The organism is Arthrobacter sp. FW306-1B-G06A, from assembly GCF_058781765.1.
Genome location: NZ_JBYSXB010000008.1, coordinates 63218 through 76560, shown reverse-complemented (window position 1 = coordinate 76560; position 13343 = coordinate 63218). Strand labels below are relative to the sequence as shown.

The window sequence follows — 13343 nt, the reverse complement described above, 5'->3', positions numbered from 1 at the left end:
CGTCGTCGTTCCTGAGAGGCGCTTTATTGAAAATCGACACGTCAGTCCTCCTTCCCGCCAACGAGGCGTTTCTGGATCAAGGCGATCAGCAGCACGCCGATCACGAGCACCACACCGAGGGCTGCGGCCACATCGGGATTCCCCTGCAGGATTCCCTTCTGGTACATCAGGAATACGGGCGAGGTCGAGGCTCCGTCCGGTCCGCCTCCGCCGGTGAGCAGATAGGGCTCGGTGAACAGGTTGGCTCCGGTAATGGTGGCGAGCAGGGTCACCAGCACGCTGGCCGAGCGCACTCCCGGAACGGTGATGTTCCAGAACTGGACCCATTTGTTCCCGCCGTCCACCGAGGCGGATTCGTAGAGCTCGTCCGGGATGTTCTGTAGGGCCGCCAGGTAAAGCAGGATGAAGAATCCCAATTGCTTCCACGTCACGTACAGGGCCACTGTTGGCATTGCCAGCCAGGAGTTCGTCAACCACGAGGGGTTCGGGGCCAGCGGGCCCAGAATGGCGTTGACCAGCCCGTCCTGCTGGAACAGGAACAGCCAGACTCCGACGACGGCGACGCTCGCCGTGACGTACGGGACGTAGTAGCTGACGCGGAAGAAGGTCTTGAGCCGCGTCACGCGGTTCAAGGCGTTGGCCAGGACCAAGGATAGCCCCACGGTCAGCGGCACGTTGATGATCAGGAAGATGCCGATGTTGGCGAAGGAACGTTGCACTTCGGGGTCGGACAGGACAGTGATGTAGTTGTCCAACCCCACGAATGGACGGTCAACCTGGACGCCCGGAGCGGTGAAGAAGAACTGGTGGAAGGAGATGTAGACGGCATACCCGAGCGGGTAGGCCAGCACCGCAAGGACGAAGATGACGTAGGGGGCGCTGAACAGCAGTCCCAGTGGCTGGCGGCCCAGGAAGTTCTTGCGTTTCCTGGGCGCCGGCCGCTGGTCCACAGCCCGCCCCGCAGAGTCTCCCGTAGCGGGAACCCCAGCTGAGCGAAGTGACATGGGGATTCGCCTGCTACTTCTGGGCTGCCAGTTGGTTGATCTTGTCGGATGCACCCTTGAAGGCGTCATCGATGCTCTGGTTGCCGAAGATCACGGACTTGCTCCAGGCATCCCGGAAGGTCTGCCAGATCTGCACCGAGTTGGTCACGTTGGGAACTTCCACCGTGCGTGCGGCTTCGTCGGCGAAGGTCTTGTAGGCCGGGTTCTGGCTGAAGTAGTCCGCGTACGTGGTGGCCAAGTCCTTGCGCATCGGCATCTGGCCCGTTCCGGAGAGGAGCTTGCCGTCCTGTTCCTTGCTGGTGGCGAACTTCATGACCTCCCAGGCGGTTCCTTGGTTTTTGCACGAGGAGTACATGGCGATGTTCTTGGCGTCGGAGAAGGTGGAGCCGTCGGTCTGGGCTTGCGCACCCGGGACCGGGACCGTGCCCCAATTCACCTTGCCCTTGTAAGCGGCGACGGCCCAGGGGCCTGCGAGGGACATGCCGGCCTTGCCGTCGGCGAAGGAGTCACCCTTGTACGCTTCCTTGGATGCCAGGTTCTCCTTGTAGAGGGTCTGGAACATGGTGGCGACCTGCTTGCCTTGATCGCTGTTGAAGGTGGACTTGCCATCCTTGAGCAGGGTCGTCCCACCCGAATTGGCTGCATAGAACGGGTAGAAATCGAACCAGGGCTGGTAGAAGTCGCTCGTGGGCGAAGGCCACACGGCATTGGCGACCGCGCCGGACTTCACGAGGGTGCGGGCGGTGTCCAGGAACTCGGACTGCGTGGCAAGCTTGGGCTTTTCCGGGTCCAGGCCGGCCTTCGCGAAGACGTCCTTGTTGTAGAAGAGGACCACCGGGTTGGACTTCCACGGAAGCTGATACGTCTTGCCGTCGGAGGACTTGTACTGGTTGGCGAGATCGCCGGTGCGGTCCTTGATGTACTGTGCACCGTCCGGGAAGGAATCCAGCGGGACCAAGCCACCCTGCTTCTGGAACTGCGGAACAGCTACCGGGGCCGTGTTGAAGACCAGGCAGGGAGCGTTGCCGGCGGTGATTGCCGCCCCGATGACTTCTTCGGAGCTCTTGCCTGCCGGGATTTCCTGGGCATCGACTTGCTGGTCGGGGTGGGCGGCGTTCCATGAAGCCACCATGTCCTTGCCCCACTTCACCTCGAACTCGTTGTTGGAGTACCAGATCTTGATGGGACCCTTGGCCGTGGTGGCGGAGTTCGCTCCAGAAGCCGTGCTGCTGGAGGCGCCTCCACCGCATGCGGCCAGGCCGGCTCCGATAACGGCAATAGCGGTAAGGGAGAGGACTCTCGAACTAATTTTTCCGTGCTTCATTGCAACTCCTTTTGCGGGTAAAAACTGAAAATGCGGTGGCGACATTGCCGTCAAACGGGAATGGCAAATAGCCCCACCCAATTGCGGGTAGATCGGTATTAGTAAGGATTATTTATTCGGCATGCTGGGGACCGGCCCAGTGGATGCGCGGACTACCAGTTTTGGAGATGGCAGATAGACGTCTTCCGCAGGGGCTCCGCCGAGGAGGCTAAGCAGCTGCTGGGCGGCAACCCGCCCCCAGAGCAGCGGATCGGCGGGGACAGTCGTCAACGGAGGATTGAGGTACCTGGCGAGCTCGGTGTCGTCGTAGCCGGTGATGGATAGATCATCGGGAACCGCCAGTCCGAGGGACTGGGCGTAGGACTGTCCGGCAGTGGCCATCAGGTCGTTGGCGTAGATGATCGCAGTTGGCCGTTGGGCCGAGCGAAGCAATTCCGCGGTAGCCGCCAATCCGCCCGCTGCGGTGAAGTCCGCCTCGATGAAGGAACCGGCCCCGAGCCCGGCTTTCGCCATGGCGTTTTGCCACGCCAAGCGCCGGCTTCGGCCGTGGATGTAACTCTGTGGTCCGCCCACGTGGCCGATTCTGGTGTGTCCCAGGGAAACGAGGTGCTCGACGGCGGCCGCAATGCCTTCGGTATCGTCCATGCAGACAGCAGGGAACGGTGAGGTGGTTTCGGGCCGGTTAAGGGTGACGGCCGGAATCTTGAGGCTCGTCAACAAAGCGATCCGGGAGTCGTCAACCCTCATGTCCGTGAGGATGACGCCGTCCACGCGGCTGTCGGCAGCCAGCTTCCGATAGCCCAGTTCCTCGGCGTCGGCGCTTGCGGCCACCGTCAGGACCAGGACGTATTCGTGCTCGACCAAGGTGGTCTCGATCCCGGCGATGAATGCGGGGAAGAAGGGGTCAGTTCCCAGAAGCCGGGGGTCCCTTGCCACCACGAGTCCGACGGCGAAGGCTTTGGCAGAAGACAGGCTCTTGGCTCGAAGATTCGGCTTCCACCCTAGTTCCCGGGCTACCCTGAGAATGCGCTCCCGGGTGTCATCACTGACGCCGGGCTGCCCATTCAACGCGTACGAGACGGCACCCTTGCTCACGCCGGCTGCCTGCGCAACGTCGTTGATGGTCACTGTCATGTTTGCCTCATTGCCACTTGGTGATTGGGGTCACTGAACCGGTTTTGTTATCTCTACTGAACCGGTTCAGGGAACTCTTGTCAAGGGCAAACGGAAATTGATCGGTATGTGCGGGTCGTTTCCAGGCTGTCGACGACACTGGGGATCGCTCCGACGACACTGGCGGCCGCCCCCTCGTCGGAGCGGCCGCCAGTGTCAAAACGCTGCGGGTGTTAGTGCTCTGTGCCTGCTGCGGCAGCTTTCTTGGCTTCTTTCTTGGCGTCCTTTTCTGCGCGCAAGGCTTCGGATTCCTGCTGTTCCTCCGCCTTTTCCTGATGGATGACCTCCGCGAGGAGTTTCTCCATCTCTTTCGCTACGCCCGCGGCGGAGGCAGGGTTCTGCCCGGTCACCAAGCGGTCGGAGACGACAACCTTCTCTGCGAAGACGTCGGCGAAGACGTGGATCGCACCCTGTTCCTTAAGCCGATCGGCCAAGAAGAACGGGATGACCTTGTCCATTCCTGCGGCAACTTCTTCGTCGTTGGTGAAGGCGGCCACCTCCCGGCCCCCGACGAGCCTGAAGCCGTCGGCCAGGTCCACGTTCACCAGGCCCGCGGGTCCGTGGCAGACCGCGCCCACCACACCGCCGGCGTCGTAGACGCTCGCCACAAGTTTCTGGAGTCCTTCGCTGTCCGGGAAGTCCCACATGGTGCCGTGGCCTCCCACGAGGAAGACTGCGTCGTACTGGCCCGGATCAACAACGTCCACGCGGGCAGTGTTGTAGAGGCCGGCCCGTGTGGCCTCGTCTTCCGTGAAGGCAACCTGGATGGGATCTTTCGAGTCCACCTCGTCGCGCGGGGGCTGACCGCCCTGGATGGATGCGAAGTCGACGAAGTGTCCGGAATCCTTGAAGACCTTCCAAGGATGTGCAGCCTCGGCCACGTTGTAGCCGGTCTTCTTTCCCGTATCGCCAAGCTCGGAAACGCTGGTTAGTACCATGAGGATTTTCTTCATGAAATGCTCCTATCGTCCACATTCCACCCTACGCCTAGCCCAAATTCAGGCCCACCCCGGCGCTGCAGGACCCAACTAGCTCGCAGTTGTTGTCGTTATGAGGGCTCAAAACGACAACAACTGTCAGTCAGTTGGGAGGGGGCAGGACGACTCAGCAGCCTTCGAAATCGGTGAGCACCTTGACCTTGTCCGCCGACGCCGACGTTGGGTCGAAGGCGTAGCCGAGCCATTCCCGTGCCAGCCTGCTGGCCAGTTCCACCCCGACGACGCGCTGGCCCATGGTGAGCACCTGGCAATCGTTGGACAGGATGGACCGCTCCACGGAGAAGGAATCGTGGGCCGTGGTGGCGCGAATGCCGTCCACTTTGTTCGCGGCGATGGCCACGCCGATTCCGGTACCACAGAACAGGATGGCACGGTCTGCTTGGCCGTCCCGGATGAGTTCGCCGGCCTTGATCCCTACGTAGGGGTAGGGCGTGGTGAATTCTTCGGTGGAGTCGCTGCGGTTGACGCCGATGTCGATGATTTCGCTGACCCGCGGATCGTCCCGCAAGTCCGCCATAATCCGGTCTTTGTAGTCCACGCCTGCTTCGTCGGCGCCCAGGATGAGTCGGAAACGTTTCGTGGTCATGCCGTGACCTTCCCGGCACTCACAACATGCGGGCCCATGACGGTGAAGATCATCGCCAGTGACGTGGCTCCGGGGTCTGCTGTGCCCAGGCTTTTCTCGGCGAGCGGCCGGGCCCGTCCTTTGAGGGGACGGAGCGCGGCCGTAGCTTGCGCAGCCGAGGTGGCCGCCGAGGCAGCTTCAGCCCAGGCACGCTCCGGAAGGACACCCTCGGAGACGCGCTCGCTGAAGGTTTCGGCGAAGGGGAGCAGGGCATCCACCATGGTCTTGTCGCCTATCTCGGCCTTGCCCAGTTCGGTGATCCGCGCGGCGAACGCTGTCACGGCTGCGGCGAGTCCAGCCGGTTCCGGCGCCTCGTCGTTGCCAAGGGATTCGCCGAAGGCGCGGAGGCCTGCGCCCCACAGAACGCCCGAGGTTCCCCCCGCTTTGTCCGCCCAGGCATCGCCCGCGGCACCCAACATATCGCCGGCTCCCGCGCCACCGGCCAATGCAGCAACCGCTGCCGCGGTTGCGGCGTCAATTCCGCGTACCATTCCGCGGCCGTGGTCGCCGTCGCCCGCTACCGCGTCCATGTCGCCGAGGCGCGATTCGGCGTCGTGCAGTGCTTTCCGCGCCGCCTCGAGCGCGTCCGCGCAGCTCGCGGCGTAGTTGCGCGAGTCCAGGGTGGCCGCGAAAGCGATAGCCTCAGCGCCGCCGTCGTACGCCTCCTCCGAAAGCAAACCGCCAGCAAGGGTGGCGTTGCCGCGCCGGTAAGCCGGTGTTTCAGCGGGTGCTGTCCACAGCGGTTCGAGTTCTTCGTCGAGCCACGTGATGGTGAGGGAGACGCCGGACATGTCCAGGCTCGTGACCAGTTCGCCGACCTCCGGCATGACCAAGGTGTAGCCGGCTGAGCGCAGCAACGGGGCCACGGTCAGCCACAGGACGAAGAGTTCTTCGTGCTTGGTGGAGCCAAGTCCGTTGAGGATGACGGCGAGGCGGTTGCCCGCTCCGTGCGGGGTTTCCGCCAGCAGCCGAGCGACGAGTTCCTGGCCGAGTTCCTTGGCCGGCGGGAGCTCGGTGTCGAACAATCCGGGCTCGCCGTGGATGCCCAGGCCAAGTCCCATCTGCTTGTCGTTCAGCGTGAACAGGGGCGCTTCGGCGCCGGGGAAGGTGCAGCCATGGAAGGCGCTGCCGATGGTGCGGGTCAGGTCATTGGCTTTGCGGCCCAAGCGCACGACGTCGGCCAGTCCGGCTCCCGCTTCGGCGGCGGCGCCCATGATCTTGAAGACCATGAAGTCGCCCGCGATGCCGCGGCGTTTCGCGGATTCCGACGGCGGTGCGCTCGCGATGTCGTCCGTCACCAGCACGTTTTCCACGGCAATGCCTTCTGCAGCCAAGCGCTCGCTGGCCATGCCGAAGTTCAGGACGTCCCCGGCATAGTTGCCGTACGTGAACACCACGCCGGCCCCGGAATCCGCAGCCTTGGCCACGGAGTAGGCCTGCTGGGCGGAAGGCGAGGTGAAGATGTTGCCCACGACGGCGCCGTCGGCCAGTCCCGCGCCGATGAGTCCGGCGAATGCCGGGTAGTGCCCGGACCCGCCGCCGGCCAGGACGGCCACCTTGGGCTGCTCGGGACGACGGCGGCGTACTGCGCCGCCGGGAACCTGGCGCACCAGGCCGGAGTGGAGGTCGCAGAAGCCGGCGAGGGCTTCGTCTGCGAAATCGGCGGGATCATTGAAGATTTTGGTCATCGTGGGCTCTTTCGGCTACGGATGCGGGGGCTGCTAGTGGATGTGGCTTCCACCGTTGATGTCGATGGTGGTGCCTGTGAGGTAGGCGGATTCCTCGGAAGAGAGGAATGTGATGACGGCCGCGATTTCCTCGGTGGTGGCGTTGCGGCCCAGGGGAATCCCGGCGTTGATGGCGGCTTCCTGCTCGTCGGTGCTGCCGACGCGGATGTTCGTGTCCACGGCGCCCGGAGTAATGGCGTTCACGGTGACGCCGGTGGCCCCGATTTCGCGTGCCAAGGCCTTGGTGAAGCCGAGGATGGCGGCCTTTGCGGCGGAGTACGGGACCTTGCCGAAGACGCCGCCCCCGCGCTGGGCGGAGACGGAGGACATGTTCACGATGCGGCCCCAGCCGTTGGCGATCATGTCCGGCAGGAAGGCCTTGGTCACCAAATAGGTGCCGGTGGCGTTGACGTCCATGATCTTGTGCCACAGTTCCAGCGTGGTTTCGAGGAACGGTACAGGCGAGGTGATGCCCGCGATGTTGGCGAGGGCGCCGACGGCGGGGAGGTTGCCTGCGCTGATCTCGGCGGCGACTGCGTTATACGCCGCGGTGACGGAAGCCTCGTTGGCGACGTCGATCTCGTAGCCGAACGCGGGGACGTTGAACTGGTTGCCGATTTCCGCCGCGACCTTGGCGGACTTCTCGCCGTCGAGGTCCAGGATCACGACGGCCCAGCCGTCATTGGCGTAGCGGCGTGCGGTGGTGATGCCGATTCCCCGGTCCGAGGTTGCCCCGGTGAGGACTGCGGTGCGCTGGATGGTGGTGGTCATGATGCTCCTTGAATTTGTTGGTGTGAAAGTCAGATGAGGTCTGTGATGAAGCTGGCGGCTTTGGCGGCCGCTGCCGGACGCTCGTCGTGGGTGACGTCGCGGGTTTCGAGCTCGAGCGAGAAATGGCCGCTGTAACCGGTGGCTGCGAGCGAGCTGAGTCCGGCGGCGAAGTCCGCCTGGCCGTTTCCGATGCTCAGGTTGATGTTGCCCGGAACGGCGTCCCGCAAGTGGACATGGGCTATCCGGCCCCGATGGCGTTCGATGTACTCCAGCGGATCTTCGCCCGCGGCGACAATGTGGCTGAAGTCCATGACAATCCCGACGCCGGAGCCCGCCAGCCGCGTGGCGAGCTGTTCTGCGCGGTCCAGGTTCCAGCAGAACCGGAGGAAGTGCAGCGATTCTGTCCAGAGTTCGACGCCGAACTCCGCCGCGCGCTGTCCGGCACCGACGAGTTGGGCTGCGATGGTGTCCAGGTCCTCGTCGAGGCCGCGGACGGGATCGTGGGACAACGCTCCGCACGGGAGGACCAAGGCCTTCGCCCCGGTGTTGGCCGTAAGGGTGAGGAGTGCGTCGAGGTGACTTTCGCGGGCGGCGCGCTGGCCGGCGTCGAGTACTGCGTTGAGGTCTCCTATATCGCCGTTGACCGAACGGACCCGCAACCCTGAGGCGACGACCTCCGCGGTCACGGCCGAGACGGCGTCGGAATCAAGCTCATAGGGAACGTGATCGCAGACGCCCGGCAGCGCGCCGAGGTCGATTTCCTCAAAGCCCAAACCGCCGATGGTGCGCAGGGCGGCGGGCAGATCCTGGTGCCGGAAGCTGATGGACGAGCAACCGAGTCGGGAGTTGAACATCTTCGTTTCCTCCAGTCGTGCCCGAAGGCAGTAGTGATGGGAACCACAGTAGCTAAGTTAACTGTTAACAGTCAACCCTTGAAGTTGACTGTTGACAGAAATGGATGATGCAGGTCACACTGGCGTATCATGTGTTAACAGTCGACAGTGCTGAAGCGCCTAGCCTCAGTCGCTCTTCGAAAGGGATTCACCAATGAGCAAAGAAGCTCTGACCATGCGCGGTCCGGTCCACGGCACCAAGGACGCCAGGCGCGTCGCCATCGGCTCCGGAGTGGGCGCGGTTATCGAAACCTATGACTTCATCGGATTCGGCACCGCGGCTGCCCTGTACTTCGGAACGGCGTTCTTCCCCACGGGCGATCCCGTGACCGGCACCCTCGCCGCTTTCGCGACCCTCGGCGTCGGCTTCGCGGCCCGTCCCATCGGTGGCATCATCGGCGGCCACCTGGGCGACAAGCTGGGTCGCAAGCCGGTCCTCGTGGCTTCCCTCATCCTGATGGGGGTGGCCACCTTCCTGATCGGCCTGCTTCCCACCTACACCCAAGTGGGCCTGTTGGCTCCGGCACTGCTGGTGTTCGTCCGCATCGTCCAAGGCCTGGCCTTCGGAGCCGAATGGGGCGGAGCCATTCTGATGAGCTATGAGCACGCGCCCTGGAAGAAGAAGGGAAAGTACACCGGCATCGTCCAGGCCGGATTCCCGGTGGGCCTGCTGCTGGCCAACCTGGTCTTCCTTGTCAGCGTCCAGCTCGGCGGCGAACTCGCCTGGCGCATCCCGTTCCTCGCCAGCATCGTCTTGGTTGTCGTTGGCTTGATCATCCGCTCCAAGGTCCCGGAATCTCCCGTCTTCGACGAGGTCAAGGACAGCGGCGCAATCGTGAAGTCGCCCATCGTGGAGGTCCTGAAGACCGACTGGCGCAACATCGTCAAGGGCATCGGCCTCCGGATCGCCGAGACCGCAGGCTACGCCGTCTCCATCACGTACATGATTTCCTACCTGAATAGCCAGCATTTGGCCGATAAGACCCAGACGCTGGTGGCTCTCTGCATCGCTTCGGCCATCGGCATCTTCGCAACCCAGGCCTGGGCGCGGCTCACGGACAGGATCGGACGGCGCCCCGTCTACATCTGGTCCTGCGCCTTCGCCGTGCTGTTTGCCATCCCGATGTTCCTGCTGGTCAACACCGGTTTGTTCATCTTCATCATTGCCACGATCGCCGTCTCCTACGGTGTCTGCCAGAACTCGCTCGCCGGTGCCCAGGGCGCCTGGTTCCCCGAGCTTTTCCAGGCGAAGACCCGCGCTTCAGGAGCCTCGCTGGCCTACCAGATCTCGGCCACGATCTCCGGCTTCACCCCCTTCATCACCACGCTGCTCTTCGTCGCCATGGGCTGGATGGGCCCGGCCGTGCTCTTCGGCCTGTACGCCGCGATCGGCCTCTGGGCTGCATTGGCTACCCGCGAAACCTGGGGCAAGAAGGAACGCCAGTTGGCCGATGAGGCCACCAAAAGCACTCCCCAGTCGGTGAATGTCTAATGACGGTGGCGCAGGAACAAAACACGGCAGGACGAATCGGAGAAACCGCGATGGAACGCATCGAACGCGTGCGCGCTGCCGCAACCCGGATCCGGCACCACGCCCTCAACATGGGCGAAGTCCAGGGGCAGGGCTACGTCGGACAGGCACTCGGTGCGGCGGACATGCTCGCCGCGGTCTACGCGGACCAGCTCCGCTACCGGGCCAATGATCCCGAGTGGGAGGGCCGGGACCGTTTCCTCCTTTCCACCGGCCATTACGCAATCGGCCACTATGCAGCCCTGGCGGAGGCCGGAATCATTCCTGTCGAGGAGCTCGAAAGCTACGGCTCGGACGATTCCCGCCTCCCCATGTCCGGGATGTCGACATACACGCCGGGCATGGAAATCTCGGGAGGGTCGCTTGGCCACGGGCTCTCCATCGCTGTCGGAATTGCCCTTGGCCTCCGGCACCGCGCTCCATCGGGAGAGGGCTCCAGCGCGAGGGTGTACAACTTCCTCTCCGACGGTGAGCTTGACGAAGGGTCCACGTGGGAAGCCGCCATGGGCGCGCACCACCACCAGTTGGGCAACCTGACCGCCATGGTGGACATCAACGCCCTGCAGGCGGATGGCAAGACGGACACCGTCCTCCGGACCGAACCCGTGACGGAGAAGTGGGAAGCCTTCGGTTGGTACACGCAGCGGGTGGACGGGAACGACGTCGGTGCGTTGCTGGCTGCGTTCGACAACGCGGCCGGCCAGGCCGCCGCCGTCGGGCGTCCTTCCGTCATCCTGTGTGACACGAAGGTGGGCCGCGGCGTGCCGCTGCTCGAAGAACGCGAAAAGGCGCACTTCATGCGCATCGAAGAACACGAATGGCAGCTCTGCCGCAAGCAATTGACCGCAGGATCCAACGGGAAGGCCGGCCGATGAGCACCGTCACCGCTTCGAAAGGCGCAGCTTTGAAAGGCGCAGCATCCAAGCTGAAAACGTCGGCCATGATCGCGTCCTTCGCCGACCCGGGCCAGAAGACTTCGTCGGCGCCTTTCGGCCACGCTTTGGTGAAGGCCGCCGAGGCCGACCCGCGAGTCGTCGGACTCACCGCCGACCTCGGCAAATACACGGACATGCATATCTTTGCGAAGGCGTTCCCGGAGCGGTTTTTCCAGATGGGCATGGCCGAGCAGTTGCTCTTCGGTGCGGCGGCAGGCTTGGCCGAGACAGGTTTGATTCCGTTTGCCTCAACCTATTCTGTGTTCGCCGCGCGCCGGGCCTACGATTTCCTCTGCCTCGACATCGCCGAGCCGAACCTGAACGTGAACATCGTGGGCGGGCTCCCGGGCCTGACCACGGGCTACGGCCCCAGTCACCAGGCCACCGAGGACATGGCGATCTTCCGAGGCATGCCGAATCTGACCATCGTCGATCCGTGCGATTCCGTGGACATCGAACAGGCCGTGCCGCAGCTGGCAGCCAGCGACGGGCCTACGTACCTGCGCCTCCTTCGCGGCAACGTGCCCACCGTGCTGGACGAGTACGACTACACGTTCGAACTCGGCAAGGCGAAGGTGCTGCGCGGCGGAAACGACGTCGTGTTCGTCTCGAGCGGGCTCATGACCATGCGTGCGCTGCAGGCAGCGGAGGCGCTCGCCGCACACAAGGTGGATGTCGCCGTCGTGCACGCGCCCACCATCAAGCCGTTCGACGCCGCCACCGTCCTGGCGGAACTGAACACCGATCGCCTGGCGGTCACGCTGGAGAACCACAGCGTGGTGGGCGGCTTGTTCGAAACCGTGGCCTCGGCCGTGGTCACCGCCGGGCTGGGCAAGCGCGTGGTTCCCGTTGCACTTCCCGACGAGTTCCTCGACGCTGGCGCGCTGCCCACCCTGCACGAGCGCTACGGATTGTCCGTGCAACGGATCGTGGCAAAGGTCCTCGCGGAACTGGGCTGACCCGGTTCATCAAAGGACGCAGGAGCGCGGAGCAGGCGTGGGCCGGTTCCGCGCTCCTGACGTAAGATCAACAGTTAACACACCGACTGTAAACAGTCGACCACTGACATTGAGGACGGACATGATGGCCGGAGCAACAGCACCCCTCCTGGGACTGGAAAAGAAGAGCCTCCGCGAGCAGGCGCTCTCTGCCCTGCGCACCGCCATCACGAGCGGCGAGCTGGCGCCTGGTCGGCACCTCGTGGAGACCGAGCTGTCGGACATGCTCCAGATCAGCCGCGGAACCCTCCGGGAAGCCTTGCGGCAACTCGAGCAGGAGGGTCTGCTGTCTGCAGGACCCCGCGGCCGGCTTTCCGTCCGGCACCTCGATGCCAAGGAAATCCGCGATATCTACTCCGTGCGGGCGGCCCTCGAGTCCCTTGCGGCGCGCACGCTCTGTGAGCTGCCGGACCGCCAACAGGTGATCACTTCGCTGCGTACCGCCATCGATGCCATGGCGGCCGCCGCCAAGGGAAGCCTCGAGGAACGGATCGAGTCCGATCTGGAATTCCACCGCACCATGTGCCGCCTCACCGGCAACGAGACCTTGCTCCATTCCTGGGAATCGCTGGAGGGATCCATCCGGATGTCCATCATGTTCGCCGGCCTTGAAAAGGGCGTCAAGAACATGAGCGTCGAGCGTCACCACGACATTGTGGCCGCCATCGAGACCGGCGACGTATCCCTGGCCCGCAAAACCATCCTTGAGCACATGGACAGCGCTGCCGCGGAGCTGGTGGCTTAGCGCTCGACGACGGCACATCGAGTGAGGGCACCTCTGAACCTGTCGCCACAGCGGTGTTACATGTAACATGGATTCCATGGCAGTTCGAGATCGGGTCAGCGAGTACCGTAAGCGGATGCGCGAACACGGCTTCCGCCCAATCCAGGTGTGGGTACCGGACGTTCGGGCCGACGGTTTCGACGCCGAAGCACACCGGCAGGCCGCTGCCGCAGCAGCTGCTGATCGCCAGTCCGATGACCAGGAGTTCATCGAGGCTGTGTCAGCGCCTTGGGACGAAGAGTGAACCGTGGCGAACTCTGGACCGTGGCTGGCGGTGTCTACGCCTCCAAGCCGCGGCCAGCGCTTGTGATCCAGGATGACCGATTCGACGTCACCGATTCCGTCACGGTTCTTCCTCTGACAACAAACCTCATCGACGCACCCCTCCTTCGGGTCAGTGTCTCAGCCTCAGAGCTGTCCGGCTTGCGGCAGGAAAGCCACGTGATGATCGACAAGTTGACGACGGTCCGGCGTTCCAACGTGCAAAGCCGCGTCGGCCGTTTGACATCCGCCCAGCTCGTAGAGATTGAAAGAGCTTTGCTGGTGTTCCTTGGACTTGCCGGTTAGCGCATCGCCGGGT

General features: G+C 63.7%; 14 protein-coding genes. 6 read left to right on the top strand and 8 right to left on the bottom strand.

Annotation, left to right across the window (positions count from 1 at the left end):
• Positions 1 to 41 precede the first annotated feature (41 nt).
• The 8 genes from AC3WJM_RS06215 to AC3WJM_RS06180 all read right to left on the bottom strand — a co-directional run bounded on the left by AC3WJM_RS06215 (position 42) and on the right by AC3WJM_RS06180 (position 8476).
• The gene (locus AC3WJM_RS06215) at positions 42 to 1004 is read right to left on the bottom strand and encodes a carbohydrate ABC transporter permease (protein WP_059389408.1); all 963 of its coding nucleotides are present in this window, start codon (positions 1002 to 1004) and stop codon (positions 42 to 44) included.
• Between the two features lie 13 nt (positions 1005 to 1017).
• Positions 1018 to 2328: an extracellular solute-binding protein gene (locus tag AC3WJM_RS06210; RefSeq protein WP_059389409.1), complete on the bottom strand. Its 1311-nt coding sequence runs from the start codon at positions 2326 to 2328 to the stop codon at positions 1018 to 1020.
• A gap of 108 nt (positions 2329 to 2436) precedes the next feature.
• Positions 2437 to 3462 carry a LacI family DNA-binding transcriptional regulator gene (locus AC3WJM_RS06205; RefSeq protein WP_307053915.1) on the bottom strand — a complete coding sequence of 342 codons (1026 nt, stop codon included), beginning with the start codon at positions 3460 to 3462 and terminating at the stop codon, positions 2437 to 2439.
• Positions 3463 to 3674: 212 nt separating this feature from the next.
• Positions 3675 to 4454, bottom strand: coding sequence for a type 1 glutamine amidotransferase domain-containing protein (locus AC3WJM_RS06200; RefSeq protein ID WP_284989902.1), 780 nt, complete (start codon positions 4452 to 4454; stop codon positions 3675 to 3677).
• Between the two features lie 151 nt (positions 4455 to 4605).
• Positions 4606 to 5085, bottom strand: coding sequence for an RpiB/LacA/LacB family sugar-phosphate isomerase (locus tag AC3WJM_RS06195; protein WP_492271403.1), 480 nt, complete (start codon positions 5083 to 5085; stop codon positions 4606 to 4608).
• On the bottom strand, positions 5082 to 6812 hold the full coding sequence (locus tag AC3WJM_RS06190; protein WP_492271402.1) for a dihydroxyacetone kinase family protein: 1731 nt from the start codon (positions 6810 to 6812) through the stop codon (positions 5082 to 5084). The genes AC3WJM_RS06195 and AC3WJM_RS06190 overlap by 4 nt, the downstream gene beginning before the upstream one ends.
• Before the next feature lie 33 nt (positions 6813 to 6845).
• Positions 6846 to 7622 carry an SDR family NAD(P)-dependent oxidoreductase gene (locus AC3WJM_RS06185; protein WP_284989908.1) on the bottom strand — a complete coding sequence of 259 codons (777 nt, stop codon included), beginning with the start codon at positions 7620 to 7622 and terminating at the stop codon, positions 6846 to 6848.
• Positions 7623 to 7651: 29 nt separating this feature from the next.
• Positions 7652 to 8476, bottom strand: a complete 825-nt coding sequence (locus AC3WJM_RS06180) for a sugar phosphate isomerase/epimerase family protein (RefSeq protein WP_492259587.1) — start codon at positions 8474 to 8476, stop codon at positions 7652 to 7654.
• Between the two features lie 193 nt (positions 8477 to 8669).
• Between AC3WJM_RS06180 and AC3WJM_RS06175 the strand changes: the two genes are divergently transcribed.
• The 6 genes from AC3WJM_RS06175 to AC3WJM_RS06150 all read left to right on the top strand — a co-directional run bounded on the left by AC3WJM_RS06175 (position 8670) and on the right by AC3WJM_RS06150 (position 13330).
• Positions 8670 to 10007 carry an MFS transporter gene (locus AC3WJM_RS06175; RefSeq protein WP_059389415.1) on the top strand — a complete coding sequence of 446 codons (1338 nt, stop codon included), beginning with the start codon at positions 8670 to 8672 and terminating at the stop codon, positions 10005 to 10007.
• A 50-nt stretch (positions 10008 to 10057) separates the two neighbouring features.
• Positions 10058 to 10921 (top strand): transketolase, encoded by an 864-nt coding sequence (locus tag AC3WJM_RS06170; protein ID WP_253257432.1) that lies wholly within the window; start codon positions 10058 to 10060, stop codon positions 10919 to 10921.
• Positions 10918 to 11940, top strand: a complete 1023-nt coding sequence (locus tag AC3WJM_RS06165; protein WP_492271401.1) for a transketolase family protein — start codon at positions 10918 to 10920, stop codon at positions 11938 to 11940. The genes AC3WJM_RS06170 and AC3WJM_RS06165 overlap by 4 nt, the downstream gene beginning before the upstream one ends.
• Positions 11941 to 12064: 124 nt before the next feature.
• Entirely contained in the window at positions 12065 to 12724 is a 660-nt protein-coding gene (locus AC3WJM_RS06160) for a GntR family transcriptional regulator (RefSeq protein ID WP_284989965.1), read from the top strand.
• Between the two features lie 76 nt (positions 12725 to 12800).
• Entirely contained in the window at positions 12801 to 13007 is a 207-nt protein-coding gene (locus AC3WJM_RS06155; RefSeq protein WP_059389418.1) for an antitoxin MazE family protein, read from the top strand.
• The gene (locus tag AC3WJM_RS06150; RefSeq protein ID WP_284989914.1) at positions 13004 to 13330 is read left to right on the top strand and encodes a type II toxin-antitoxin system PemK/MazF family toxin; all 327 of its coding nucleotides are present in this window, start codon (positions 13004 to 13006) and stop codon (positions 13328 to 13330) included. The genes AC3WJM_RS06155 and AC3WJM_RS06150 overlap by 4 nt, the downstream gene beginning before the upstream one ends.
• The last annotated feature ends 13 nt before the right edge of the window (positions 13331 to 13343 follow it).